The organism is Mesorhizobium sp. M0239, assembly GCF_040321815.1.
Lineage (GTDB): Bacteria > Pseudomonadota > Alphaproteobacteria > Rhizobiales > Rhizobiaceae > Mesorhizobium.
The window spans coordinates 16,976-41,614 of record NZ_JAMYSG010000045.1; the positions used below are offsets into that span (position 1 = coordinate 16,976).

The following is a 24,639-nucleotide window of genomic DNA, read 5'->3' on the forward strand; positions in this document are numbered from 1 at the left end:
TTGCGGACGCGCGCAGGACTGCGGTATACGCCGTTTTTGGGCGCCGTCGGCCGCCGGCGCGAACATCCAACAGGACAGGTGGCCTTCGACGCCTCGTCTGTTGGCAAACGGTTCTGCCGGTGTCCCCGGGCGGTCGCGACAAACATTTCTTCCGCAGCGCCACCTCACCACGCCATTGACTCTTCATTAGGAAGAGAACAAATGAGGAACATATCATCAGCATTTCGCGTTCAGGGGACAAATGAGTGCATCGGCGCCAAACGCTGTCATATCCGATCTTCGAAATCGCATTTCGCGTCTCGAAGGCGGTAATGCGCGCGAAAGAGCGGTGCTCCCATTCGGTATCTCCTCTATCGACAGTCATCTGCCAGGCGGGGGTGTGGCGCTTGGCGCACTTCATGAAGTTGCCGGCGGCGGCAATGGAGCGATCGATGGCGCCGCAGCGTCGCTTTTTGCAGCCGGGATTGCAGCGAGGACCCAAGGCAAGGTGCTGTGGTGCGTGACGCGCCAGGATCTGTTTGCGCCGGCAATCGCCCAGGTCGGACTGCATCCCGACCGGGTGGTCTATGTCGAAGCCGGTGACGACAAATCCTTGCTCGCCTGCTTCGAGGAAGGTCTGCGGCATGTCGGGCTTGGAGCTGTGGTCGCGGAAGTGGCGCGCCTGTCCATGACTGCCTCGCGCCGGTTGCAACTGGCATCGGAAGGCTCCGGCGCGATAGGCATCGCCATCCGCCGCTGGCGCCGCCAGACCGAAGCCGCCGATTTCGGGCAGCCGACGGCCTCTGTCACCCGCTGGCGGGTTTCCGTGTTGCCGTCGCAAGCGCTGCCGGTGCCCGGCGTTGGCCGGGCGCGATGGCAACTTGAACTGATCAGATCTCGTGGAGGGGAAACACTCGATATCGAAGTGGAGGCTTGTGATGCCAAGGGTCGTCTCGCTCTTCCTTCCAAACTGGTCGACCGACCGGCTCAGAAGGAAATTGGGCGACGTCTCGCCGCCACCGGATAAGCCTTTGGTGCTGGTCGGGCGGCATGGTAGTCGTCGCATGGTGACTGCGGTGGATCGCGCGGCAATAGAAGCAGGCTTGCGCGTCGGAATGCTCGCGACGAAGGCACAGGCCCTCGTGCAGGGCCTGGCGGTTATGGACGCCGAGCCCGATGCCGACGCGGAGGCATTGGAGCGGCTGGCGCTATGGGCGTTGAGACGCTATGCGCCCATCGCCGCTGTGGATACTCCGGACGGATTGGTCATGGAGACCACTGGCGCCGATCACCTTCATGGCGGCGAACAGTTGATGCTGGCCGATATGGTCGAGCGTCTCGGCCAGGTCGGCTTCTCGGCGCGGTCAGCGATTGCCGATAGCTGGGGTGCCGCTCATGCCGTTGCGCGCTACGTGCGGCAGACCGTCAGCGTGGTCGCTGTCAATGCAACCTGTGATGCGATCCTTCCTCTGCCCATCGCGGCACTGCGGTTGCCCGATGCGATCGTCAGCGGTCTGCGGGTTTTGGGCTTCGACAGAGTAGGCGAGCTTCTGAAGCAACCACGCGGGCCACTGATCCTGCGCTTCGGACCGGAACTGGGTCGTCGCCTTGACCAGGCTGCTGGACGCCTTGCCGAACCGATAGAACCCGTGCGGCCAGCCGATGTGGTCGAGGTAAAACGAGCCTTCGGCGAACCCATCGGTGCGGCCGAGACGATCGCCCGCTACATCGGCAAGCTTGTTCAAGCGCTATGTGTCGAGCTGGAGACCAAGGGCCTTGGCGCCCGGCGGCTCGACCTGCTGTTCTACCGGGTCGACAACAGCATCCAAGCCATTCGCGTCGGCACTGCCTTGCCGGTCCGCGACGTGAAGCGGCTGACGCGTTTGTTATGCGACAAGATCGAGAAGATCGATCCGGGTTTCGGCATCGAGTTGATGCGCTTGTCCGCACCCTTGGCCGAGCCGTTGACGCCCAAGCAGACCATCTCCTCACTCATCGAGCAACCGGACGCTGACATCTCAGACCTGATCGACATCCTCGGCAATCGTGTCGGCGAGGAGAAGCTGTATCGGTTTACCCCCGTGGCAAGCGACGTGCCCGAGCGATCGTTCCGGCGCGTGGCGCCGGCATCGGCCGAAACCGGCCAGGCATGGCCAGATCATTGGCCGCGGCCGGCTCGTCTGTTTGCGGTGCCGGAGCCCATCGAGGCGATAGCGTTGCTGCCGGATCATCCGCCGGCTAGCTTTACCTGGAGAGGCATCCGCCGACGGGTCAAGCGCGCCGATGGCCCCGAGCGGGTCTTTGGCGAATGGTGGAAGCGTGATGCCGAGCTTGCCGCCGTGCGCGACTATTTTCAGGTCGAAGACGAGGCCGGCGAGCGGTTCTGGATCTATCGCGCCGGCGACGGCGAGGATGCCGCGACCGGTTCGCATCGCTGGTTCCTGCATGGCATCTTCGGATGACTGCGTCCTATATCGAACTCCAGTGCACCTCGCATTTTTCCTTCCTGCGCGGCGCCAGCTCCTGCGAGGAATTGTTTGCGCAGGCCGCAATCATGGCCCTGCCGGCGCTTGCCATCTGTGACCGCAACAGCCTGGCTGGCGTTGTTCGGGCTCACGAGGCTGCAAAGGCAACCGGCGTCAGGCTGATCGTCGGCTGCCGGCTTGATCTGGCGGAAAAGATTTCCATCCTGGTCTATCCAACGGATCGCGCGGCCTATTCGCGGCTTTGCCGTTTGCTGTCGCTGGGCAAGAAGCGTGGCGGCAAGGCGAAATGCCTTCTGCATTGGGCAGACCTTGTCGCCTATGGCGAAGGCCTTATTGCCGTGTTCATTCCGGATCAGGCTGATGACACATGCTCGCTCTGGCTGCGGCGGCTACACCAGGCATTCGGCGATCGAGCCTATATGGCCCTGACCTTGTTTCGCCGCCCAAATGACGCGCTGCGGCTGCACGAACTGTCCAACCTTGCCGGAGAGGCCGGCGTGCCGACGGTTGTTACCAACGATGTGCTCTTCCATGAACCGTCACGGCGCATCTTGCAGGACGTCGTCACCTGCATCCGCCACAATGTCACGATCGATGGTGCCGGGTTTCGGCGCGAGCGGCATGCCGACCGCTACCTGAAACCGCCGGAAGAAATGGCTCGTCTTTTCGGCCGCCATCCCGAGGCGATCGCTCGGACGGTTGAAATCGCCGAGCGCTGCCGGTTTTCACTGGACGAGCTCGCCTATCAATATCCCGAGGAGCGCATGCTGCCGGGCCTAACGCCGCAGCAAGCCTTGGAAAAACTCACCTGGGAAGGCGCGATGGAGCGGTTTCCCGAAGGTGTGCCGGACAAGGTTGTCGCCACGCTCAGGCATGAATTGCAGCTCATCGAGAAGCTGCGATACGCGCCGTATTTTCTGACCGTCAATGCGATCGTGCGCTTTGCCCGCAGCCAGGACATCCTCTGCCAGGGCAGGGGGTCGGCGGCCAACAGCGCCGTCTGCTATGTCCTTGGCATCACCTCGATCGATCCCGACCGCAACGATCTTCTGTTCGAACGCTTTGTCTCCGAGGAACGCCGCGAGCCGCCCGATATCGATGTCGATTTCGAGCATGAGCGGCGTGAAATCGTCATGCAATGGGTGTTCGACACCTATGGCCGTGAGCATGCAGCACTGTGCTCGACCGTCATCCGTTATCGGTCGAAAGGCGCCTTGCGGGACGTCGGCAAGGCTCTGGGGCTGCCTGAAGACCTGATCAAGATGCTGTCGTCGCAGGTGTGGGGCTGGTCGGATGAAGGCGTCCAGCCGAAACATGCCGAGGAGCTGAATCTCAATCTCGGCGATCGCCGCCTGCGCCTGGCGCTGGATCTCGCCAGGCAATTGATCGGCGCGCCGCGGCATCTGTCGCAGCATCCCGGTGGCTTCGTGCTGACCCGCGACCGGCTCGACGATCTGGTGCCGATTGAGCCTGCCGCGATGAAGGATCGCCAGGTCATTGAATGGGACAAGGATGACATAGACGCGCTCAAGTTCATGAAGGTCGACGTGCTGGCGCTCGGCATGCTGTCCTGCATGAAGCGCGGCTTCGATCTCCTGGCGCAGCACAAGGGCATCACTCTCGATCTCGCGACGATCCCGGCCGAGGATCCGCGCACCTATGCGATGATCCGCAGGGCGGATACGCTGGGCACCTTCCAGATCGAATCCCGCGCCCAGATGTCGATGCTGCCGCGCATCAAACCGCGAACTTTTTACGACCTGGTCATCGAGGTGGCGATCGTGCGGCCCGGTCCGATCCAGGGCGACATGGTGCATCCCTATCTGCGCCGGCGCGAAGGCAAGGAAGACGTCGTCTATCCCAAGCCTGAGTTGGAAAAAGTGCTCGGAAAAACACTGGGCGTGCCGCTGTTCCAGGAACAGGCGATGCGGGTGGCGATCGAATGCGCCGGCTTCACGCCTGGTGAGGCGGATCAGCTTCGCCGCGCCATGGCGACCTTCAAGCACACCGGTGGCGTCTCCAGCTTCGGCGCCAAGCTGATCGGCGGCATGGTCAAGAATGGTTACGAGCGCGAGTTCGCCGAAAAGACATTCAAGCAGCTGGAAGGCTTCGGCAGCTATGGCTTTCCAGAGAGCCATGCCGCCAGCTTCGCACTGATCGCCTATGCATCCTCCTGGATGAAATGTCATCACCCCGATGTCTTCTGTGCGGCCCTGCTCAATGCGCAGCCGATGGGATTCTACGCACCGGCGCAGATCGCCCGCGATGCCCGCGACCACGGGGTTGAGGTGCGTCCGGTCTGTGTGAACGCCTCGCGCTGGGACTGCACGCTCGAACCCAAAGAGAACGAGGATCGGTTTGCCGTTCGCCTTGGCCTGCGCATGGTCCGCGGGCTGGCCAACGCAGACGCGGCAACCATAGTGGGCGCACGTGCCGACCGGCCATTTGCCTCCATCGATGATCTATGGCGCCGGGCCGGCGTTCGCGCAGCGTCGCTGGTTGAACTCGCACAGGCCGACGCGTTTCAACCTTCATTGTCGTTGGCGAGGCGTGAGGCCCTGTGGGCGATCAAGGCGCTGCGCGACGCCCCGTTGCCGCTGTTTTCGGCCGCCTCCAGCCGCGAGCAGCAAACGGTGCCGGAGATCCAGGAACCGGGCGTCATGCTACGCGCCATGACAGCGGGGGGGGAGGTCGTTGAAGATTACGGGCATGTCGGGCTCACGTTGCGTGACCATCCCGTTTCCTTCCTGCGCGCCGACCTGCGTCGCCGGCGCATTGTCTCGTGCCGCGAGGCCATGCAGGCGCGCGATGGCCAATGGCTTGAAGCGGCTGGACTCGTATTGGTCCGTCAACGCCCCGGCTCGGCCAAGGGCGTGATGTTCATCACGATTGAAGACGAGACTGGGATCGCCAATCTGGTCGTTTGGGTGAAGGTGTTCGAGAAATATCGCCGCGTCGTGCTCGGCGCCGGCATGATCGCCGTCCATGGGCGCGTTCAGCGGGAAGGCGAGGTGGTTCATCTCGTCGCTCATCGGCTCAGCGATCTATCCGCCGATCTGGCGAGCGTTGGTGATCGGGATGCTGCCTTCCCGCTGCCGCATGGGCGCGGTGACGAGTTTCATCACGGCAGTCCGACGCCTGATCCGCGTGGACTGCCGAAGGGGCCGCGGCCGCGGAACATCATCGATCCCTATCTGCACATCGACCAGATCAAGGTGAAGACGCGAGATTTCAGGTAGGCTTGGTTGGGACGAGCTGCTTTTCGGAGAGATGGCCGGGCCGCACTCCCGGAATCAATTTAGCTGCGTGAGACGATGACGGCCAGCGACGCCAGCTTGCCTTCACTCAGGCTGCGGATATAGTTCTTGCGTCGCTGCACGAATTCGGTGCCGAGGACGATTTCATTGGCCTGCTGTTGCGCAGGCGAAGGAATGATGTCGGAACTGGCCCTTTGCATCGCCAGTTCGACATGTTCGCCGGTCTCGTCGATGACTTCGTCAATATGGAAGCCCGCGTCGGCGAAAAGGGTCTTCAGGGTATCCCGGTCAACAAGGTGGCTGGTTACCGGCCCAACCGCCCAGGGCAAGGGGTAATTTGGTTCGCCGCCAGCCAGCACGGCTTCGGTCCAGATCAGTTTGCCGCCCGGCTTCAGAACGCGAAAAGCCTGCCCGATGACGGCGGCCTTGTCGGCGATGTTCATGCTGACATAGAAGCAGATTGCGGCGTCGAATGTGTTGTCGGCAAAGGGCAGTTTCGCCGCGTCGGCTTCGTGGAAGCGAACCTTGTCGCCAAGGCCGCTGAGCGTGGTCAGTCGGCCGGATGCCTCGACAAAGGCTGGTGTGAGGTCGACGCCGTCGACCTGGCAGCCATAGGTGGCGGCCAGGAAGCGCGCCGGGCCGCCAATGCCGCTGCCGATGTCAAGGATCCGGTCGGTGGGCGAGGGGGCAAGACGAGCTCCATGATCCCGCGTGGCGATGAGCTCGCGGCCGTGAAGCTGGTCGAACGGATAAAGCTGCGCGGCACTGAGGCCATCGGGTTTTGGGTCGGGGATCGCGGCCAGTATGCGCTCAACGATCCCGTCGCTGCCGTAGTGTTTTGTGACGTCGATCATAGGGGCACTCCTCTGGGTACGGAGCATCCACTAACGCCTGGGTTTCGGCAATCCTGACGCTTCTGAACGTTTCCGGTATCCTGTGCTGCTGTAGCGCTCGAAACCAGGATTGATACTGCCGGCAGCTTGCTTGCAAAGCCTGCTCAGATCCCGGCCTTCCGGGTAAGCCGACACCCACTGTCTTTGCCGAACGGTTCACCGCTCCTTCAAGATGATCTAGCGGAGCAGGCCCTCGTCGTCGAACGCGTCCCAGCCCTTCAACTTAGGCCCGAGAGCGTCATCTCTGGGGTTATTCCCGGCACCGCGAACCTTCTCGCTACCCTTTCCCGCCCGCGTGAGGGCAGCCTTGCCGGCACCGCGTCGCCTGTTCTCTGTAACTTGCTGCGCGTCCTCTTCGCGCCAAAGGCTTGGCAGATCACGATCAAGGATGTCCTCTATGTGCTTGGGATCGAACACGTGGAAGGTGACGGCCTTGGATCGACCGCGCATCTTCACGGTGCGGGTGCCAATGCTTTGCAGCCGTCCGTCTTTCAGCCACTTGTGACGCTCTCGCGAAGTGATCGCGAGGATGTCCTCGGCCTCGCTTGGCAGGACCGGGAGTACTTCGATGGTTTCCAGCATCTTGGCGAGCTTGTTGGAGGCGGCCTCGAACTCTTCGGCATCGTCTTGGCGCATCCGCAATGTCATGCGGCCAGTCTCGGCTGTGATGTATTTTCTCACCGCCCATGGCAGGCGGGCACGTATTTCACGCTCGATACCTTTCGTGCGCACCGACGAGCCAAGCGTCGCTGATGGCTGAAGTGGCCACTCGGCAATCAGTGACAATGAGGTGCTGATGCTTTGGCGAGAGCCGCGATCTCGAGGAGTCACAATAGCCGCAGCGATGCCGCCAAGAATCTTCCGGGTTCCCGCAAAACGCACCGGCATCTGAGCTAGTCGCTTCCTTGTCGCATGGTTTCTACCGCCAACGAGCCGGCAGGCAGGGCCTTCAACAGCTCCACCTCGGGTTTCGTGAGGTAGATCCATGCCGCCCAATCCTCCGGGCGCAGCACCACAATCTGGCGATTGTGGATAGGCGCCACATCCGGCCCGGGTGCAGTCGTCAGCATTGCGAATGTGGGCGGCTTGTTGCCTTCGCCGTCCCGCCACAGTCCGGCGATGGCCATGAACGGAGCGCCGTTGAGGGTGAAGCGATGCTTCGCCTTTGGCGACTTCTTTCCGGTGAATTCGAAGAAAGCTGATGCCGGAATAAGGCAGCGCTTGCTGTTGGCGAAACTCCGTCCGTCCGAGCGAAAGTTGAAGACCGGCCCGCCTTTGGGCCCGGAGGGTGGAAAGGCAAAGGTCATGCGCGTGAGTTCGATCGTCTCGCCGGCGGCGCGCATGATCGGGGCGGGATCACTGATGCGGATGTCGTCCGCCTGCGGCAAATCCAGTTCAGTTTGACGGAAGGGAATGGCGAGCGCCAGCGATTGCATCATCCTGCAATATTCAGCCCAGGCGATATGCTGCTCGTAGTCATTGCACATGGCTGCCCCATCGGTTCGGTCAGTTGCAGAGTAGCCAGATAGGGCGGCTTTGCCCGTAGCGCCATGAATGAGATGGCTTGGATGCATGCCGGTCTGAGTTGAAGATCCTCCGATTGTGAGGCGACGCGACGCTGACTTGCTCACTGAATTGGTCTCTCACCAAAACGAATTGTCCGACCCGCCATCCCCGACCCGCGGCCTATTTCTTTAGTTTCTGCGCGCCGCCATAAGTTGTCACGGAGCCGACCCGCTTCATCAGCCTCGGCCTGATCTTTGCTGATGCCGTTGCTTGCGGGCGACGGAATTGACCTCGGAGCCTTCACCGCCAGCAATCTGCCGACGGTCGGCGGCGCCTCGCTTCGACTTGTTGTCTGCCGTTGTCCTCCCTTCTGCCATGGCACGACGTACCGCGTCGACTAGGATGCCGGGCAAAGGTCGCCGCTAATGTTGCGCCAATGACGAGCATCCGTCAGCGATCTTGCCCAAGTGCGGTATGGCGACCAGGTAAGGCCATCGTCCGGCCACTGAAGCGCGCTGTCCCAAGCGTCAACGCGGCGCACGGATCGGACGGTGCGGGACTGAGAACGAGTCAAGGCTGTCGCAGTGGAGCCGAAAAAGCCAAAGGACGTGATGCTACCAGGGGTATCGGGCGACACAATCGAGGCGTCAGGGCTGCAAGCTGCCGCAGCGGCTTGCTACTCGGCTCTGAGAATTCGCGGGGGTTGAACGGACAAAGCTGAGGTGCTGACCCCTCGACGCCTACGCCTCGCTGGCGACAGATGCCTCCACGGAAACCAACGGCGCTTCCAACGTCCAATTGATCACGTACGGCCCATACTCAAGATTGGCCTTCCCTCCGACCGCCTCAGGCGCCACCCGCTTGAGCACCACGGTTCCAAAACCGCCCTGGCCGATCTTCTGGACCTTCGGGCCATCTGTTTCGGCCCAAGTGAGGTGGAAGAGCTTCGAGCCACCGGAGCCGGTCGCGTTCCATTGGACCGAAATCGTGCCCTTGTCTCCCGAAAGCACGCCGTATTTGGCTGAGTTGGTCGCGAGTTCGTGGAAGGCAATGCCGAAATACTGGACGGCGTTGGGGCTCAGCACAATGGATGGTCCCGCCATGGAAATCCGTCCCTCATTGCCGAAGGGTTTGGCCTGCGACAGCAACAGTTCAAAGAGGGTGACGCCTCTCCAGTCGCCGGCGACTAGCAGATCGTGCGAGCGTGACAGCGCCATGATCCGCTCCCGCACCTGCCGTTCGAACACCGCGGGATTTTCGGCACGTTTGTTGGTTTCCCTGATCATCGAAAGAATGACGGAATACTGGTTCTTGACCCGATGATTGACCTCCCGCATCAGCATGCGGATACGATGCTCGTTTTCCCTAGCCGACGTGATGTCTCGGGCGATCTTGGAGGCGCCGATGATCTGCCCGGTTGCGCTGCGCACGGGTGACACCGTCAGCGAGACGGGAACCAGGCTGCCATCCTTGCGCCGACGGATCGTTTCGTATGTGTCGACCGCTTCGCCGCGGCGGATGCGTTCAAGGATGCGGGGTTCCTCGTCCTGGTGATCATCCGGGATCAGCATGGCCACCGACCGGCCGATCGCTTCCTCGGCGGTATAGCCGAACAGCCGTTCGGCACCGCGATTCCAGCTGTTGATGACGGTGTTCAGATCCTTGCTGACGATTGCGTCGAACGAGGATTCCACGATGGCTGACAGATGGTGCCTGGCCTCCTCGGCACGCTGGCGGTCGGTGAGATCAAACAGCATGTTGACAGCGCCGGTCAGATCGCCGCTCTCATCGCGGATCGGTGTCGGGTACGGCTCGAAGGGGAAGAAGGATCCGTCAGGGCGTTGCGCTATGGCCTGCTGGCCACGCACCGGGCGGTTTTCCTTGAGCGCGATCGCCATCGGGCACTCGTCGTGCGGCAATTCCGTGCCGTCGGGCATGAACAGCTTGAACGTCACGCACCACTTGTCCTTGCCGATTTCGGGCTCCCGGCCCGCCAGCTCGGCGGCGGCTCGGTTGTAGTAGGTGATGACGCCATCCGGGTCAGTCGTGTAGATGGCGACTGGGAGACTATCGAGCACCTGATGATAGGTGCTGTCCTGCCGCCGCAGTTCAGTCCGCGTCCGCACGAGGTCGGTTACATCAACGGTGAAGCATCTTGTGTGGACCAGATCGCCGGCTCGGAACTGGCCGCTCGACGTGATTTCGACATGCTTGATTGAGCCATTGCGAGCCCTCAATCGCGCCGGATATCTCGCGATCTTTTCGCCACGGGTAAGGCGCCCCAAAATATCCTCGATCACCCTCCGGTCGGGATAGAAATCCGCGATATGGCGGCCGATATAGTCCTGTGAAGAATAGCCGAGAAGATCGAGCTCGGCTTGGTTGGCATGCAGAATAACCCCATCTGCGCTGACCAGATGGAGGGCGACGGCGCCGTTTTCGAAGAAATCCTGGTAGTCGAAGTTCCGGTTATCCTCACCGGGCATTTCCGGGTTCTTGAAGGCGATACCATTCGCCTGCGGTACTCCATTCATCCAAAACCCCTCTCTGTTTAACCCGCCATAACGCGGGGTGTCGCCAAGTTGTTCCTATAGCTCGTCCTTCGCGGCCTGCGTACGATGCTGCTCTTGATTCAGCCTTTTGCGACATGCAAGCTTAGACCCGGACGGAAAAACGACCTCGTGTTTGACCTACGAACGTGCAAATCGGGCCTCAAATGAAAAAAATCCCTGGTGCCTGTCGTAGACAACGAAGCTTTAATTACCGTGGAGGTCGAGGCCGCCCTTCGCGAGCCAGGCTTTGCCGTAGCATTGGCATCCTATGTTCCGAAGCGAAGCGTTTTCTCGCAAACCACACACCCGCCGCAGCGGTCCTGGACGTCAGGTTGTAGGACGGCGAGAGCGTTGAAGTGGCAAAAACCTTGGCTGGCCGGGCTGTTCCTTTCGTCGTCTATTCCGGCCTAGGTGTCGAGGAGAGCCACGAAGCATTCTCATTCGGCGTCACACTGATGAAGCCCGCCGAATCTGCAGAGGTGGTCCGGGTTATCAGAGAGATGTTTGCCGGCCAGCAGCCGAGAATGACCGGATAGCCACGCCGTTTACATGTTCAGCTCGCGGACTTTCGTGCGAGGCCGGCCTCAGAGGTGGAGGGCGATAGCCGTTTCGCCCGTCTGCCTGCTGGCCGTTTTGCTTCGGTTCGCGGTACGAAGGCACAGAGCGCGCATTGAGCGTGGCAATACATCAACAAGGTTCCCGGATGAGGCGGCTCGTATTGTGCATTGCAGCAACCATTTGGTTGCATGTGCGTTGTGCACGACTGTGCCATTCCGGCGCGCAAGGACACTGATTTGCCAAGTATATCCGACACGATCGCTCGCCTGAGCGCGCGGCCAGCCGGATCCGGGGGCCGGAAGGACGCTCACTTGTCCGAAATCACAGGGTTCGGGTCCAATCCTGGGGCCTTGCGTGCGTGGTTTTATCTTCCGGAGAATCCAACCCGGCAGGCGGCGCTGGTCGTTGTGCTGCATGGCTGCACCCAGAATGCGGCCAGCTATGATCATGGCTCCGGCTGGACCGAGCTCGCCGCCAAGCATGATTTTGCCGTGCTTTTCCCCGAGCAGCAGCGCGCCAACAATGCCAATCTTTGCTTCAACTGGTTTGTGCCAGGCGATATCAGCCGCGACAGCGGCGAGGCACTTTCCATCCGCCAGATGATCGAGGCGGTAGTCGTTACGCATGGTCTTGATCGCAAGAGGATCTTTATCACAGGTCTGTCCGCAGGGGGCGCCATGGCGGCGGTGATGCTGGCAAACTATCCCGAACTGTTTGCCGGCGGCGCCATCATTGCCGGGCTTGCCTATGGCACTGCCTCGACCATCCCCGAAGCCTTCAGCCGCATGCGCGGCCATGGCGGTCCGTCCCGAACCGACCTCCAGCGCCTGTTGCGGGCAGCCTCGCCGCACAACGGCCCGTGGCCGCGGCTTTCGCTGTGGCAGGGCTCGGCCGACACGACCGTCGTGCCAGCGAATGCGGACGCGGTGCTGGCGCAGTGGCAAAGCGTGCACAACCTCAGCGAAAAGCCAACACGCATAGAGAAGATAGACGGCCAGACGCGCAAGATCTGGTCCGACAGCAAAGGTCGCGACGTGGTCGAGACGTTCACCATTGCCGGGATGGGGCATGGAACGCCACTGCAAACTGGCGGCGGCGATGGTCTCGGCAAAGCAGGGCCTTTCATGCTGGATGTTGGGATTTCCTCGACGCGCCACATCGCCCGCTTCTGGGAATTGATGAAGCCCGTCGTGCGACGCAACGGCAAAGCCGACGTCGCTTCAGCTGCCGCGTTGCAGTTCTTTGCACCAATGGAAAAACCGCGGGCAGTCCGTATCGATCCCACGCCGGAGCGAGCCAATGCGCGTGGCCCGGCGAGCGGGATTTCCAAGGTCATCGAAGATGCGCTGCGCGCCGCGGGATTGATGCGCTAAATTGTTGTGGTGGAGGAGCTTTTTGTGGCCCTGCCCAGGCCGCCTCTGGTCGTTGAAGTTCTGCCGTGCCTGGCTTTTAAGCTCGGTTTGGCGAGCGGAAGCCGCGCCGCGGCGGAATCCTGGAGCGATGCGTGGCCTTCTTGGGCGGGTATCTCTGGGCCGGTCGCTATATCAAGAGATATGCGCAAAAAAACCGACGAGATCAACGACAGCAATAGCCCCCGAAAGCTTGCTCTCAGTCTCGACACCGCTAACATCGAAGTCGCCGGCAAGATCGCCTATCCCCCCGTTCGCGCTTCGAGCTTCGAACTGCATATTGCCGCATTTAATGTCACGGACCCTCTTTCCGTCTGGACCCCTTTTCAGCCGACGCTAAATCAAAGCAATGCGACGCTTACTTTTAGGCCTTACAGCCTTCCTCATCTGGACGACGTGGCTTCAGGCCGAAGCCTGGAAGCCCTTCGGGGTCCGGCAGCTTGGCTTCACATTCGATATCCCTCCAGGCTTCGCCCTGACGCAGCATTCGCATCAGGGGGCGGCCTTTCGTGGCCCAAGGGATGCGTTTCTGGTCGTTTGGGGGGCGCGACCGGGGAAAGCCAGTTTTCGCGCCGAGATCGAGCATCGCATGATCGAGGACGAAAAGGCCGGTTGGCGACTGACCTATCGGCGCATTGCCCCCGGATGGGCGAGCTACTCCGGTGTCAAGAATGGGGCGATTCGCTATGTCCGCGCAATTATGGTGTGCGACGAGCGGGCCGCACTTTTCACAATGAACTATAGGCAATCGGAAAAGGAACCGTATGATCCAATTGTCGTGCGTATGCCGGTCTCTGAAGGCACGAGGCTGCTCATGAGGTTCTGGGGTGGCGAGCAAATGCGCACCACAACGGTTTAAAGTGCCGCGGCATGGCTCGTGATCGCGTATCGGTGAATATCCGGCGCGTGCTTGGGCGCAGGTGAGGGGAACCTTTTCCCTGCATGTTTCGCCAGGGAAAGAAAAACCGAAGGGAAATCCCTGGGCGCCAAATGATCTCGCGACGCAGCCTGGCCCTCGCAAGGATAAGGCCAGCCGCACGCAAGAGGCTGCCGCCAAAAACCCCGGATAAAACGAATGATTGGTACACGGTGATGGTGACACGATAGACTTGCAGCCGCGGCCGGAAGGCAGTCTTGGAGCGCCGTTCGTGTCGCTTTAGATGACGCTGATCGGGGGCCGCCCGGTCCGCCGCCGAGAACAGTGCCAAGGTGCGAGCCACCAGTCCAAACGAGTCCGAACGCGTTTTGCAACCTATCGCGGGCTGCCTTGCGCCTCGGCCGGTGCAATGCGGCGGCTGATGGGACATCGAAATGTCGCGGCCGTTTAAAAATCTTGGAGGTGGCCGCATGCACCTTGTCCAGATCCTGCTTCCTCGTTCCGACAACGCGGGAGAGCCGTTCGCCAAGGAAGACTTCGACCGTGTGAAGCAAGAACTCGCCGATACCTTCGAAGGTGTCACTGCGTATCTTCGGACTCCCGCGGAAGGGGTGTGGAGGCAGGGAAAAGAGTCCGACATGGACGAGATCGTCATCTTCGAGGTGATGACGGAAGAAGTCGATCTGCCCGATTGGCGAAGGCGCCGAGCGGAGTTGGAGCGCCGTTTCCGGCAGGAGGAGATCATTATCCGATACCTACCGATGGCATTGGTCTAAGCAGCCTGAGAGGTTCAGATGCCTCTGGTTGATCAACGTGTTTGCCACGCCCGTCCCGGGCCGAACAGCAACCGCGGCATTCGACGAAATCTGAAATGGGTTGCTATCAGAGTTAATTGCGAGCCTCTGCGACCTGCGCAATTGGATGCCGTGGCTTTTCAGGAGAGCGGCATACCGGGTTGCTGAGACGATCAGTAACGTGTGCGGTGTCGTGCCAAGTCGCCAAAGCGGGAGCGCTTGGCTGCGCGCTTCATGAACGGCTTAGCTGGGTAGGATGGATTTGCCGAGGGAAACTGGGCTCGATGCCAGCGCCGGCTGTTCCGAAGCGTCCGGCAGCGACATAGCGATCAGCGATGCGGCCTGATAGTATGGGCCCGCATCCATCCCTGTGACCGGCCGCCTGGCAAGGCTGCATCCGCGATCTGGCTGCCCCAAGCCGAGCATTCACGCTTGCCGGGCAGTTCAACTGACCAGCATGTAGACTCTCGAGAGGGGCAGCTTGTACTTGGCCCTCGTGTTGCAAGTCACGCATCTCGACCTAATGGGGCAGCTTGGAAGTCGTCTGACCGCCTGCGTCAAAGGTTGGCCGGAATGGCTATCCAAGGTGGGATTGTTGGCTGTTCAGTGACGACGTTTCCTGCGACTCGGTCATTTGCCTTTTCTTGCTGCCGATCGGTTCTGGCCGGTCGGCGCCGTTGTCCTCGCGTCTTTCGAATGCCCCGCTATTGCCGGACCCGCGCCGGTCGCTTTGCGCATATCGCCGTTACCCCTAGCTGGACCGGACTTCTTGCCGAGCACTCTTGAAACGAGCGTACTTAGATAGCCCATTGATACTTCCCGTTGAGATGCATGCACCAACGTGCCAGACTTCGCCTAATGCGGACTACTACGCGTTTTCGGCCGCCATGTTGACAGCCGATTCAGCGAGCTGTGTCAGCGCCTCGTCAGTCGCTTTCTCCTCTCCAAGCGTTAAATTGAGGAGAGAAACCGCTTCATCAAGCCGGAGTTCGGAGGCCCAGGTTTTCAGTGTGCCATAGCGTGAGATTTCGTAGTGCTCCACAGCCTGGGCCGCAGCCAGCAGACCGGCGTCCAGGGCAGGTGCGCCCTTGTATTCTTCCATGATCTCGGCACCTTCCTCGGTGATGCCCACAATAGCTGCACACGTCTTACCCTGCGGCTTCTTGCCGATCACTTCGAAAACCTCTTCGAGGCGGGCAACGTGTTCCTTCGTTTCGTCGCGGTGCTTTTCGAACGCCGCCTTCAAACCCGGGCTTCGAGCGGCCTTCGCCATTTTCGGCAGCGTCGCAAGAATCTTCTTTTCGGCGAAATAGATGTCCTTCAACGTGTCATGGAAAAGTTCGTTCAGGCCCTTCGGTGAAGCCTTCTTAGTGGTTGCCATCCTGTGTTCTCCCATTCGCGCTCAAAGCGAGGCAGGATAGCAACTCGATCAGGGGCAACTGGTTCCGGAGGGTGTTCTCTGATTGCAGTGAGATTGCGGGACCGTTGTATTCAGGACAGCTTTCACGCTTATGGAAGCCGGTCAGATTTTCCAGGAAGGCAGTCATGACAGCTTGTTCGCCAGTCCCCAGCACGCCCGGACCAAGCTGTTTCAGAGCCAGATACCAAACAGTAGATCAAGCGCAGTGCGCCTCACCAACAAGCCACCTGAGGTCCGTCCGCGCAATGTCGCTACACGGTTGACGAGCGGCTATCTATTATGGCCACTCTTCGGTCTACCAGGCGCCTCCAAAGATCCGGCCTGGTGGAACTTACTGCCTTCAGTGGGCTTTCGGATACGTCCCGTCGGAGAGCGATGTGGAGAAATTGATGCGGAACCTCATACTGCCCTTCGCGGCACTTTCCCTAGCCACGTGCCAATCGGCTCCTGAACCGCCGCAACCCGCCGCTATCGAACCTGCTACCATTCCCTCCCGACCCGCCTTGGATCCTACCGTTGTTCCGCCTGGCCCGGCAATCATGGATCAATCCGTGACAATCACTCCTCCTTCAAAGGGCGTTCCAACAAAGTACGCTGCTTTTTCGGGCAATTGGGCCGGACGATTGGAAGGCGCATATGAAGGTAAACTGGCTGTTCAATCTGTTTCCTCGAACGGAAAGGTGACCGTAACTTACGCGTGGGGAATTCTGGGCGATAACAACCCGGGAGAGGCCGCAGGCGAAGGAAAAATTGTAGGGACTACGTTGAAGCTGGGGCGCCTCCCGAATGGCGCGGACGTCAGTTTTAAGATGATGCCCGACGGAACGCTGGCCGGAACCCATGCGCTCGCCGGCCAGACCTATACGGGCATGTTCATCAGGCAATGACTCAAAGAAGATACGGTCGCGCTCCCGCGGTTTTCATCCGAGCGAGATCAGGTCATTGGGGACGATCGTGTTAAAGGCCGAACAATTCGTCGCCGGACCGGCTCTCAATCTTCTCGCATCGGGCGTCACACTGTTCTGGTTCCTGGCCTCGTCTCCTTCGGGCCGGCATCCGCTCTGCGCCCACTGACTATCCTTCTTGTCAGATATACGGCCTGGTGCTCATGAACGACTTTAGACGATATGCAGGCAATGGATTGGAGGTGCTTGCAATTCGCGTAGCCCGCAGTGTGACGCTGGAGAGCCGCCAGTAGCTTTGCAAGAACCGCTGACAAGTCATTGCTCGCATTTCGACACTTTGTATCCAATGAGACTTGTTGCCATAAGACGAGCGGCCCGGAGAATAGCAGGCAGGGCTTCTATCAACACCCGAGAAACCATGTCTTTTAACGTGAGGGCTCGTGCCCCCGTTCCGCCGCATTGCCGCCGCACGTGGCAAGCCATAGGGATATCAGGCCTTCAAGGGAGACTTCACATGAACTTTCACAAAGTCATAGCCGCCGTGCTGATGACCGCAGCATTGGTTGGGTGCGCGCAGACCGAAGGCCAGCAGCGGGCCGGAACTGGCGCTCTGATCGGCGGCGCTGGCGGCGCCCTCGTCGGTCAAGCCGTCGGCGGCAACACCGAAAGCACGCTCATCGGCGCTGCCGGCGGCGCCCTGCTCGGCGCCGTCGTCGGCTCCGCCACTACGCCGCAACGGCGCGGCGAACAGATGTGCCGCTACCAGGACCGCCGCGGCCGCATCTACACGGCACCGTGCGACGACAGGTACTACAACGGCGATTATTGAGCAGAGGGTAGTCTGCTCATCCACTGTCCTAAGTGGGAAATGGGAACGGAAGCTCCACGGTGCGTAGTAGCCCTGGTCGTACATTTGTCTGATCGCGCCGCCGGAGGCGGCGCTACGTTGTCATCTTTTGCCCATAACATAGGGCTACCAGCAGGGACGGCGGGGCTGGAGGTCGTTATGACTGAGAGCCTTGCCGGCGCCCTGAAGGATCGTGGCAAACAGGCAGCAAAGCGGCTGCTTGGCTACGCTTCCCGCAACTGGCTGCGTATCCGCCAGATCGAGGCGTTCACCCTCTTTCTCGAAGCCAGCAACCGTAAATCCTCCGACGTGATCGAGATTTCGCCCGGCTGGAACCGCTATTGGCGTACGATGTGCTCCAACTACCGCTCGGTTGATTTCCCCGCCTTCGACATCTGCAAGGATCGCACCGATGAGCAGTATTCGATCGTCATCGCCGACCAGGTGCTGGAACATGTCCAGCGTCCGCAGGCGGCGGTGCAGAATATCCACGCCATGACCCGACCCGGCGGTTGGGCGATGGTGGCGACGCCCTTCCTGTTTCGCGTGCACGCCAGACCGCACGACTACAACAGATGGACGCCCGCCGGCATCAAACAGCTGATGGTCGAGGGTGGGTTCCCCGAAGCCAACGTCAAGGTCCACGGCTGGGGCAACAAGGCCTGCGCCAGGGCCCATATCGGTGGCCCTGTTCGCGCCTACGGCCTGTGGCGGGATCTCAGTAACGATGAGGAATACCCGCTGATGGTCTGGGCGTTCGCCAAGAAGGGGTGAGGGGCGGAAGCCGCGCTCCATCGTGTTGATGGCCAGGCAGTCTCGCTGGACACTTTTCCCGAAGGCTGGTTCAAATGAACTGATATGTGAAGCAGGGCCAAAGGCTTGTTGGCTCTTCGCCGTTCGAATATTAGCAACCTCTTGACGACCGCCGGCCGCGCTCCAGAATCTCTCACATGGCGCGGAAACAGAGTGGCATCGACTTTGGTCACGAGGTGACGACAGGCGGCGTCACTCATCTGGCACTGCTCGACGACCGTCGGGCCAGCGACGCGCCGAAGAAGGCAAAGGCGGCGGACAAGTTGAACCTCATCGGATACGCCACGCGCCGCGCCGGTGCTCCGCGATGAGAAAATCCGGGACTGACAATCTCGTCCCGGCCATGAAGAGCCCCAGCGATGCGCCGTCGGCGAAGGGCGCAGAGCAGTTCGAGATTTTCCCCGACTACGGCCCGACGATCAACAAACGCCACATGATAGCGGCAGCGGTCGTCACAATCCCGCTCCTGTTCGGTGTCACTGGCCTTGCTATTCGTTATGCCGCCGTTGCTTCAACGTTGGCAGAATCAGGCTTTGAGTCTTACGCTCGTGCGCTCTGCCGATGGGATTGCCACTGGTATGTGGATATTTCCGAACGCGGCTACGAACGCTTTCCTATCCCGAACCAAAGCAATGTCGGACGATGGGGCTTCTTCCCGTTCTACCCGATGCTGGTCGCGGTGATCCGGGCAATTTTCCCTTTCCCCACGATAGTGGTCGCAACGATCGCTTCGCTTGCATGCAGCTACGCCGCATGTCTGGTGGCATGGCCGCTGCTGAAGAAGAACATGCGGGCCTATGTGCTGTACTGCGCTTTTTTGCTTAGTGGGCCGTTCTCCTTCCACTTCACCACTTTCCTTTCCGAACCTCTTTTCGTGCTCCTAACCTCGAGCGTTTTCCTGGCACTCAAACGCTCCAGCTATCCCGCCGCTGGCATCTCGTCAGCCCTCCTCTCGGCAACGAGGCTCGTTGGGGTCCTTGTCGTCTTTGCGACCGTCATTGAAATGTTCCAACAGCATCGGGAACGGGGCGGCTCACCACTCTCCTTTCCTCGTTGGGTGCTCGGTCGGCCGGATCTGCTCCTCGCTATCTTGATCTCGCCTGCCGGCTTGTTCGCTTACATCCTGTTTTTGTATGTCACTGTCGGCGACGGCTTTGCGTTCCTACACGTCCAACGCGCCTTTGGACGAGTGGCTGGGAACCCGATCCTGTTTCTGTGGGACGGACTCTCAGTGTTTCCCAAGACTGGATGGCTGCCCACGGCGCCCCAATGGAGTGCGCTCGCGGCAATCGCCGGGCTGGCGCTATCAGTCGTGCTGATGGCTCGCAAACAATATGGCGCTGGTATCTTCTGCGCGATCAGCATTGTCGTGCCATTGATCACGAATCTGGCCTCCATGGTCAGATACGTCATTGGGCTTGCGCCTCTGATACTGTTGATGGCGGTCTTGCTGTCGGCGTCGAAACTGACCTGGATAGCCGCTTTGTTTCTCTTCCTGGTCGCCTGCTATTTCATGACTGTGGCATGGATTGGAGGCTACCTTGCTTTGGTCTGACGTCCGCAACGCCTACGGACGCGCGATCTCGCTTGGGGGTTACGCGCTCGCCGCGGCTTTGGCCGTGTCCGAAATCCTCATCCTTGCGCTGGCTCTTCATCCGAATGTCGATCCCGACTATCGTGCCTATTACATCGACCGTACGACAACCTGCCTCAACCGCGATACCGTTGGCAGCTACTCACTCGGTCAGACAGTGTCCTTCCGGTCCGACGGCGCCAAACAAGCTGCCAGCATGAAAGTTTGTGGCTGGTCGGGGCCAGCAGCCGACGGGACGCATTCACTGGGTGAAACCTCGCGGCTTCGCCTGCAGATACCGCCGCTTCGCGACGGCCTAAAGGCAACGCTACAAATGACCGCTGTCATTCGTCCGCCACAGATGACGCAGAGGGTGATAATCTCAGTGCATGGCGCATTCGTGCATAAGGTCACGCTGTCGGGCAAGCAACCGACGACCGTCTCGTTCTTCATTCCGCGCGCAGCTTTTTCGAACGCTAGCACGTTCGAAATGACCTTTGACTATCTCGACGGGATCCTGCCCAGCAAGGCCGCCAGCAACATTTACGAACGCTCTATCAAATTGGTGTCGTTTCGACTGGACGCCGTTTAAGCATTATCGCCGCTGGCGGGAGCGGTTGCCGTGCCGACGGCGATCAGCAAAAACCCACCGGTCAAGGACGAAGAAATTGATGGCGGGGACAAGCAGGCACGTAATCAGGACGGGAATGACGAGCGGCAAGCCCAGCTTCACCGTCATAAGTGCCGGCGTGCCATAGGCAATGGCAAAGCCTGTTGCCGCCAGCAGGAGAAAACGTGGAGCCGCGGTTCGATGCGACCGACCCGACACAAATGTCAGGTATTTGTGCGCGAGATACGAAAACAAGGTGGCTGCGGCATATGCCCCAAGCGAAGCCTGGATGGGCGTGAAACCGAGCCGTTCCGATTTGGAAAAAGCGGCAGCCAAAGCGGCATACAGAATTGTGGCGGCTATGCCGACCAAGCCGAAGCGTGCCAGCTTGAGCGTGTCGTCGCCGGCAGACCGGTGCTCAGGCACGCGCACTAGACACGTGCTGTGCTCCCAGTGGCAGGCGAGCGAGCATACGCTCGACTTTTCGGGCAAACAGCCCGCCTGAGGGCAGCAGCAGGAAGTGCTCGGACCGAATGTCGGTGAAGCCTGTCATTTGCAAGAGTGACGCCGTTTTGGCTGCGCTGAGCAGCACGGCATCTCGGTCGAAGGGACACCGGAACACAGCCAGACGCGTCAGCGGGTTATAGGGATTGTGCTCGATGATGCAGGCGACACCGCCCGGGCGAACGACGCGCCGCATCTCGCGTACGAACTCAAGCCAGGAAGCTGGCGGTACATGATGGACGACGCAGCTGGCGAAGGCCAGATCGAAGACGCCGTTGTCGTATGGCAGGGTCAGGCTGGAGCAGGCCTTGTACACGACGCCCGGATTTTCCTCCCTGGCACGCAGGATCGAGTCCAGCGAGATGTCGCAGCCGTCCAGGGACGCGAAGGCGTCTTTGAGATGTGGATGGAGAACGCCTACGCCGCAGCCGACATCAAGCGCCCGCACACCCGAGCCATCAGGGCCAAGCCCTCGTTCAACCACGACGCGTCGCAGAAACTCGGCCTTGGCCTTGAGAAAGAAGTCGTGCTTAAGCCCTGAAAATCGGATCGATCCCTGGACAGTCTCGTCATAGCTGGATCTATAACTGTCGAAGAGTTCGGACATTGGCCGGCACTCCAATCCGGGATTTTCGAGGCGATCTTCGGTTCTTGACGCGAACGGAAGGCATCGCTCGGTCGAAGCCGGTGAGGCGATCGATCACGTAAAGCGGGCGCCGTTTCACTTCGGCGTGGATGCTTCCGACATACATCCCGACCACGCCGGTCATGAAAAGGTTGATGCCGCACAGGAGCGACACAATCATCACCGTTGAGGTCCAGCCGGCAACAATGCCGGCTTCAAAAGCCCAAGCATAAATTGCAAACGCACCAAAGGCGACGGCCAGCGCAGAAATGGCCAAGCCACCCCAGAGCGCCAGGCGCAGCGGCCGTTCCGAGAAGCTGACGATGGCGTGAGCAGCAAGATGCACCATCTTCCAGAATGGATATTTGGTCTGGCCATGGGCTCGTGCGGGACGTTCGAACGGCACCGCCGCCTGCTTGAATCCCATCCAGCCAAACATGCCCCTGACGAAGCGATCCTGTTCGGGCATCTGTCTGAAAGTTCTCAGCGCTTTGGGGCCGACCAACCTAAAATCTCCAACGTCGCGCGGAATGTCTACAGTCGTCATCTTTTCCAGCAAGCGATAAAAGAGACTTGCCGTGAAGCGCTTGAACCAGGATTCGCCTTCGCGTTTAACGCGCCGGGCATAAACAATCTCGAACCCTTCCTTCCACTTCGCCACCAGGTCGAGGACCACCTCGGGTGGGTCTTGGAGGTCGGCATCCATGACGATGACAGCATCCCCCTGGGCGGCGTCCATACCGGCTGTTATTGCTATCTGGTGCCCAAAATTGCGGGAAAGCTCGATCAGCCGAAAACGAGGCTCGGCGGCAACCACGCACCGAAGGTATCTGACACTGCCATCGCGGCTTCCATCATCGACGAAAATAGCCTCGGTCTCACCGTCCAGCTGGTCGATTAACAACCTGATGCGCTCGACCAGGCGAGGCAGCACTTGTTCTTCGTTGTATATCGGCAGAACCAGCGAGTAGCGCAGCGACACGTTCGCTCCGGTCCCGGTACCTTGGATTACAGTGGCCTCCATGCCGATGAAATGAAACGCCAGCCCCAAAGTTCCATAAGGCATTACTAATTTAAGTCGCTGTGCCGTAGATGTGATCCAGCTTTGCCGGGGCAACGCCTGCGCCTAGGACAACGATCCCGCGGTCGCAGATCCCGTTGGCATTATGCCGAGCTGTTGGGAGAGTGCTGAGTTGCTAAGCCCTAACCGCGGCGCCAGATCAGAGACGGATGTTTCTCCCTCAGCAAGAATCATTAGCGCGAGAAGGCGCTTTTCATTAGCCGGCCGCGAGCAGATCGGCGGACGGGACATAATGCTGGGCTTTTCAGATTCACGATGTTTCCCGCTGACCATCGCTCATGCGTCGAGCGGGGCCTTGCGCAGGCCGTCAAATGTAAAGACCCTCCGCCCCATACACGTCGAGGATGCAGGCCAAGAGCCTGTCCGAGATCGTCCGGCTGGCGTTGTTGGCCGACCGATCCTCTTAATAGCCCCATTGTCGGCCCAGGTTCTGCGTGTCTTTCAACTGCCAAGGGCGCGTAGCGACCGAAGCAACGTCTGCTGGATAGGAGCGCTGCATGAAAAAGCACGCTTCTGCTGATCCGGGGATCAAGGTCGGATTGAGCTTATGTGGAAAATTGGAAGCCGCATCCTTCGTATCGGCAAAGGTTCGCTGCGGTTTCGAAAAGGATTCGCGTGCGCCATTCGCGACGTTCGAGGGCACTTCTCCACCCCGGGCCTTGCGCGGGGTCTGAAGGCGGCGCGAACTCGCCGCTTTGCGGGGCCCGTTGGAAACGCAGTGGAGGCGAATTCTTTGTCGTCACTCCGACCTCCGAGGTCCAGGCCGGCCGCTCCGCGTTGACGGTTGCACCACCGTCTCGCAGAAGTGTATTTGGGGCGGGTGACGCGGACCCGCGAAGCTGCGCCGGACCCCAGTCGAGCGTCTCGATGACGCAGGCGGTCGCGCCGCGGTCAGTTCCCTTTCGGTTTCCTCTCGGGCCACCAAAGGCCGACGAGAATCGAAATCCGTATTTGCTATGATGCCGCATTCGCGGCCGCTGCCTCGAATGCGCAAAAGACCGTCTGGACCGCTCGCCGATCCAAATAGTGCAGAAAGCCACATTGATGCTCCGAGACGCCCAATCGGGCGCAGGCGGCCCTATCTGCCGAAACACTGGCGTCATTCCTCGCAGTTCAGAGCCCGAGGGTCTGGCCCGTTTCCATCTGAAGGAAATCTGCCGACGAATTCTGGAACACCGCGTCTTGGAACGCGTCGATGGCAGAGCCGTGGGTGACGTCGACCAGCACGGCCGCTGCGGCTTCAACCTTGTCGGCCGCTTCGTCAACCTTGTCGAAACGCATCAGCATTCGATCGTGGAGCATTGACAACCGCGTGGCGTGGTAAAGCACGCTGCGCTTGTGATAGTCCGAGTCCAGCGGCTCAAACAGTATTGTCATGACGGCAACTCCTCGCCATTTCATGTCCATGCGGGGGAATTCGGAGGCCGCCCGCGGATAGATATTGGTCTGGCGCTCCCGGGCCTCCATCACGGGAGTTGATCTGCCCGGATCCTGCAGCACAGGGCGATATTTTCCGCGATGCCATTTTCCCTGTCCGTTTCTTCCTTGCGCGCTTCAACGATTTCGAAACTTCCTTCCACTTCGCCACCAGGAGCTCGGCATCCATGACGATGACAGCATCCTCTGGGCGGCGTCCATACCGGCCGTCATTGCTATCTGGTGCCCAAAAATTGCGGGAAAGCTCGATCAGCCGAAAACGAGGCTCGGCGGCACCACCCACCGAAGACCTCTGACGCTGCCATCGGCAGAACCAGCGAGTAGCGTCACGTTCGCTCCGTCCCGGTACCTTGGATTACAGTGGCCTCCATGCCGATGAAATGAAACGCCAGCCCCAAAGTTCCATAAGGCGTTACTAATTTAAATTGTTGTTGTGGGCGGGTGGCGAGCTGTTCGTTCTGAACGGCTTCGGTCTGATTTGGGATGAGATATCGTTTCGCGCGCCGGCGGAGC

General features: G+C 60.3%; 25 protein-coding genes. 14 read left to right on the top strand and 11 right to left on the bottom strand.

The window, feature by feature from the left end:
* Positions 1 to 241 precede the first annotated feature (241 nt).
* The 3 genes from NKI99_RS31075 to NKI99_RS31085 are packed head-to-tail and all read left to right on the top strand — an operon-like array spanning position 242 to position 5,704.
* The gene (locus NKI99_RS31075; protein WP_352442796.1) at positions 242 to 1,006 is read left to right on the top strand and encodes an ImuA family protein; all 765 of its coding nucleotides are present in this window, start codon (positions 242 to 244) and stop codon (positions 1,004 to 1,006) included.
* Positions 918 to 2,441 carry a DUF6504 family protein gene (locus NKI99_RS31080; protein WP_128305168.1) on the top strand — a complete coding sequence of 508 codons (1,524 nt, stop codon included), beginning with the start codon at positions 918 to 920 and terminating at the stop codon, positions 2,439 to 2,441. Before NKI99_RS31075 ends, NKI99_RS31080 begins: the two co-directional genes overlap by 89 nt.
* Complete coding sequence (locus tag NKI99_RS31085; RefSeq protein WP_128305169.1) at positions 2,438 to 5,704, top strand: error-prone DNA polymerase; 3,267 nt, start codon at positions 2,438 to 2,440, stop codon at positions 5,702 to 5,704. Before NKI99_RS31080 ends, NKI99_RS31085 begins: the two co-directional genes overlap by 4 nt.
* A gap of 59 nt (positions 5,705 to 5,763) precedes the next feature.
* Here NKI99_RS31085 and NKI99_RS31090 read toward each other — a convergent pair whose 3' ends face one another.
* The 4 genes from NKI99_RS31090 to NKI99_RS31105 form a co-directional block, all read right to left on the bottom strand.
* The gene (locus tag NKI99_RS31090) at positions 5,764 to 6,576 is read right to left on the bottom strand and encodes a class I SAM-dependent methyltransferase (protein WP_352442797.1); all 813 of its coding nucleotides are present in this window, start codon (positions 6,574 to 6,576) and stop codon (positions 5,764 to 5,766) included.
* 216 nt (positions 6,577 to 6,792) lie between these two features.
* Positions 6,793 to 7,503, bottom strand: a complete 711-nt coding sequence (locus NKI99_RS31095) for a hypothetical protein (protein WP_352442798.1) — start codon at positions 7,501 to 7,503, stop codon at positions 6,793 to 6,795.
* A gap of 5 nt (positions 7,504 to 7,508) precedes the next feature.
* Positions 7,509 to 8,102 carry an SOS response-associated peptidase gene (locus tag NKI99_RS31100; RefSeq protein ID WP_128305171.1) on the bottom strand — a complete coding sequence of 198 codons (594 nt, stop codon included), beginning with the start codon at positions 8,100 to 8,102 and terminating at the stop codon, positions 7,509 to 7,511.
* A 759-nt stretch (positions 8,103 to 8,861) separates the two neighbouring features.
* The gene (locus NKI99_RS31105) at positions 8,862 to 10,655 is read right to left on the bottom strand and encodes a PAS domain S-box protein (RefSeq protein ID WP_352442799.1); all 1,794 of its coding nucleotides are present in this window, start codon (positions 10,653 to 10,655) and stop codon (positions 8,862 to 8,864) included.
* 374 nt (positions 10,656 to 11,029) lie between these two features.
* On the opposite strand from NKI99_RS31105, the gene NKI99_RS31110 reads away from it, so the two are divergent.
* From NKI99_RS31110 to NKI99_RS31125, 4 genes are all read left to right on the top strand, one after another.
* On the top strand, positions 11,030 to 11,209 hold the full coding sequence (locus NKI99_RS31110) for a hypothetical protein (protein ID WP_128305172.1): 180 nt from the start codon (positions 11,030 to 11,032) through the stop codon (positions 11,207 to 11,209).
* A 258-nt stretch (positions 11,210 to 11,467) separates the two neighbouring features.
* Positions 11,468 to 12,604, top strand: a complete 1,137-nt coding sequence (locus tag NKI99_RS31115; protein ID WP_502905127.1) for an extracellular catalytic domain type 1 short-chain-length polyhydroxyalkanoate depolymerase — start codon at positions 11,468 to 11,470, stop codon at positions 12,602 to 12,604.
* A gap of 625 nt (positions 12,605 to 13,229) precedes the next feature.
* The gene (locus tag NKI99_RS31120) at positions 13,230 to 13,499 is read left to right on the top strand and encodes a hypothetical protein (RefSeq protein WP_352613326.1); all 270 of its coding nucleotides are present in this window, start codon (positions 13,230 to 13,232) and stop codon (positions 13,497 to 13,499) included.
* Between the two features lie 488 nt (positions 13,500 to 13,987).
* On the top strand, positions 13,988 to 14,293 hold the full coding sequence (locus NKI99_RS31125; RefSeq protein ID WP_352442801.1) for a hypothetical protein: 306 nt from the start codon (positions 13,988 to 13,990) through the stop codon (positions 14,291 to 14,293).
* A gap of 886 nt (positions 14,294 to 15,179) precedes the next feature.
* On the opposite strand, the gene NKI99_RS31130 is transcribed toward NKI99_RS31125, so the two are convergent.
* Entirely contained in the window at positions 15,180 to 15,692 is a 513-nt protein-coding gene (locus NKI99_RS31130) for a YciE/YciF ferroxidase family protein (RefSeq protein WP_352442802.1), read from the bottom strand.
* Between the two features lie 590 nt (positions 15,693 to 16,282).
* Here NKI99_RS31130 and NKI99_RS31135 point away from each other — a divergent pair.
* The 6 genes from NKI99_RS31135 to NKI99_RS31160 all read left to right on the top strand — a co-directional run bounded on the left by NKI99_RS31135 (position 16,283) and on the right by NKI99_RS31160 (position 20,461).
* Entirely contained in the window at positions 16,283 to 16,618 is a 336-nt protein-coding gene (locus NKI99_RS31135) for a hypothetical protein (RefSeq protein ID WP_352442803.1), read from the top strand.
* Positions 16,619 to 17,150: 532 nt separating this feature from the next.
* A complete protein-coding gene (locus NKI99_RS31140; RefSeq protein WP_352442804.1) occupies positions 17,151 to 17,465 on the top strand; it encodes a YMGG-like glycine zipper-containing protein in 315 nt (104 codons plus the stop codon).
* 177 nt (positions 17,466 to 17,642) lie between these two features.
* Entirely contained in the window at positions 17,643 to 18,257 is a 615-nt protein-coding gene (locus NKI99_RS31145) for a class I SAM-dependent methyltransferase (RefSeq protein ID WP_352442805.1), read from the top strand.
* 176 nt (positions 18,258 to 18,433) lie between these two features.
* Positions 18,434 to 18,607 (top strand): hypothetical protein, encoded by a 174-nt coding sequence (locus tag NKI99_RS31150; protein ID WP_352442806.1) that lies wholly within the window; start codon positions 18,434 to 18,436, stop codon positions 18,605 to 18,607.
* The gene (locus NKI99_RS31155) at positions 18,604 to 19,851 is read left to right on the top strand and encodes a putative hexosyltransferase (protein ID WP_352442807.1); all 1,248 of its coding nucleotides are present in this window, start codon (positions 18,604 to 18,606) and stop codon (positions 19,849 to 19,851) included. Before NKI99_RS31150 ends, NKI99_RS31155 begins: the two co-directional genes overlap by 4 nt.
* Positions 19,838 to 20,461 carry a hypothetical protein gene (locus NKI99_RS31160; protein WP_352442808.1) on the top strand — a complete coding sequence of 208 codons (624 nt, stop codon included), beginning with the start codon at positions 19,838 to 19,840 and terminating at the stop codon, positions 20,459 to 20,461. The genes NKI99_RS31155 and NKI99_RS31160 overlap by 14 nt, the downstream gene beginning before the upstream one ends.
* A 3-nt stretch (positions 20,462 to 20,464) precedes the next feature.
* Here the strand turns inward: NKI99_RS31160 and NKI99_RS31165 are convergent, their stop codons facing one another.
* The 4 genes from NKI99_RS31165 to NKI99_RS31180 form a co-directional block, all read right to left on the bottom strand.
* Complete coding sequence (locus NKI99_RS31165; protein WP_352442809.1) at positions 20,465 to 20,911, bottom strand: GtrA family protein; 447 nt, start codon at positions 20,909 to 20,911, stop codon at positions 20,465 to 20,467.
* Positions 20,898 to 21,590: a class I SAM-dependent methyltransferase gene (locus NKI99_RS31170; RefSeq protein WP_352613329.1), complete on the bottom strand. Its 693-nt coding sequence runs from the start codon at positions 21,588 to 21,590 to the stop codon at positions 20,898 to 20,900. The genes NKI99_RS31165 and NKI99_RS31170 overlap by 14 nt, the downstream gene beginning before the upstream one ends.
* On the bottom strand, positions 21,565 to 22,632 hold the full coding sequence (locus NKI99_RS31175) for a glycosyltransferase family 2 protein (RefSeq protein ID WP_352442816.1): 1,068 nt from the start codon (positions 22,630 to 22,632) through the stop codon (positions 21,565 to 21,567). The genes NKI99_RS31170 and NKI99_RS31175 overlap by 26 nt, the downstream gene beginning before the upstream one ends.
* A 102-nt stretch (positions 22,633 to 22,734) precedes the next feature.
* Positions 22,735 to 22,962, bottom strand: a complete 228-nt coding sequence (locus NKI99_RS31180) for an ArsR family transcriptional regulator (protein ID WP_352442811.1) — start codon at positions 22,960 to 22,962, stop codon at positions 22,735 to 22,737.
* Positions 22,963 to 23,186: 224 nt separating this feature from the next.
* On the opposite strand from NKI99_RS31180, the gene NKI99_RS31185 reads away from it, so the two are divergent.
* Complete coding sequence (locus tag NKI99_RS31185) at positions 23,187 to 23,363, top strand: hypothetical protein (protein WP_164893126.1); 177 nt, start codon at positions 23,187 to 23,189, stop codon at positions 23,361 to 23,363.
* A 439-nt stretch (positions 23,364 to 23,802) separates the two neighbouring features.
* On the opposite strand, the gene NKI99_RS31190 is transcribed toward NKI99_RS31185, so the two are convergent.
* The gene (locus NKI99_RS31190) at positions 23,803 to 24,189 is read right to left on the bottom strand and encodes a hypothetical protein (protein ID WP_352442813.1); all 387 of its coding nucleotides are present in this window, start codon (positions 24,187 to 24,189) and stop codon (positions 23,803 to 23,805) included.
* Positions 24,190 to 24,452: 263 nt separating this feature from the next.
* Positions 24,453 to 24,639: hypothetical protein (locus tag NKI99_RS31195; RefSeq protein ID WP_352613331.1), on the bottom strand; the 187-nt coding region annotated here is incomplete at its 5' end.

What these genes read in the sequence shown, in the direction of transcription:
- NKI99_RS31095 (WP_352442798.1), bottom strand. Translation starts at nt 7,503, where the DNA reads ATGCCGGTGCGTTTTGCGGGAACCCGGAAGATTCTTGGCGGCATCGCT.
- NKI99_RS31170 (WP_352613329.1), bottom strand. Translation starts at nt 21,590, where the DNA reads ATGTCCGAACTCTTCGACAGTTATAGATCCAGCTATGACGAGACTGTC.
- NKI99_RS31085 (WP_128305169.1), top strand. Translation starts at nt 2,438, where the DNA reads ATGACTGCGTCCTATATCGAACTCCAGTGCACCTCGCATTTTTCCTTC.
- NKI99_RS31075 (WP_352442796.1), top strand. Translation starts at nt 242, where the DNA reads ATGAGTGCATCGGCGCCAAACGCTGTCATATCCGATCTTCGAAATCGC.
- NKI99_RS31080 (WP_128305168.1), top strand. Translation starts at nt 918, where the DNA reads ATGCCAAGGGTCGTCTCGCTCTTCCTTCCAAACTGGTCGACCGACCGG.
- NKI99_RS31150 (WP_352442806.1), top strand. Translation starts at nt 18,434, where the DNA reads ATGGCGCGGAAACAGAGTGGCATCGACTTTGGTCACGAGGTGACGACA.
- NKI99_RS31130 (WP_352442802.1), bottom strand. Translation starts at nt 15,692, where the DNA reads ATGGCAACCACTAAGAAGGCTTCACCGAAGGGCCTGAACGAACTTTTC.
- NKI99_RS31155 (WP_352442807.1), top strand. Translation starts at nt 18,604, where the DNA reads ATGAGAAAATCCGGGACTGACAATCTCGTCCCGGCCATGAAGAGCCCC.
- NKI99_RS31105 (WP_352442799.1), bottom strand. Translation starts at nt 10,655, where the DNA reads ATGAATGGAGTACCGCAGGCGAATGGTATCGCCTTCAAGAACCCGGAA.
- NKI99_RS31175 (WP_352442816.1), bottom strand. Translation starts at nt 22,632, where the DNA reads ATGGAGGCCACTGTAATCCAAGGTACCGGGACCGGAGCGAACGTGTCG.
- NKI99_RS31100 (WP_128305171.1), bottom strand. Translation starts at nt 8,102, where the DNA reads ATGTGCAATGACTACGAGCAGCATATCGCCTGGGCTGAATATTGCAGG.
- NKI99_RS31180 (WP_352442811.1), bottom strand. Translation starts at nt 22,962, where the DNA reads ATGGTCAGCGGGAAACATCGTGAATCTGAAAAGCCCAGCATTATGTCC.
- NKI99_RS31125 (WP_352442801.1), top strand. Translation starts at nt 13,988, where the DNA reads ATGCACCTTGTCCAGATCCTGCTTCCTCGTTCCGACAACGCGGGAGAG.
- NKI99_RS31185 (WP_164893126.1), top strand. Translation starts at nt 23,187, where the DNA reads ATGAAAAAGCACGCTTCTGCTGATCCGGGGATCAAGGTCGGATTGAGC.
- NKI99_RS31090 (WP_352442797.1), bottom strand. Translation starts at nt 6,576, where the DNA reads ATGATCGACGTCACAAAACACTACGGCAGCGACGGGATCGTTGAGCGC.
- NKI99_RS31145 (WP_352442805.1), top strand. Translation starts at nt 17,643, where the DNA reads ATGACTGAGAGCCTTGCCGGCGCCCTGAAGGATCGTGGCAAACAGGCA.
- NKI99_RS31140 (WP_352442804.1), top strand. Translation starts at nt 17,151, where the DNA reads ATGAACTTTCACAAAGTCATAGCCGCCGTGCTGATGACCGCAGCATTG.
- NKI99_RS31120 (WP_352613326.1), top strand. Translation starts at nt 13,230, where the DNA reads ATGATCGAGGACGAAAAGGCCGGTTGGCGACTGACCTATCGGCGCATT.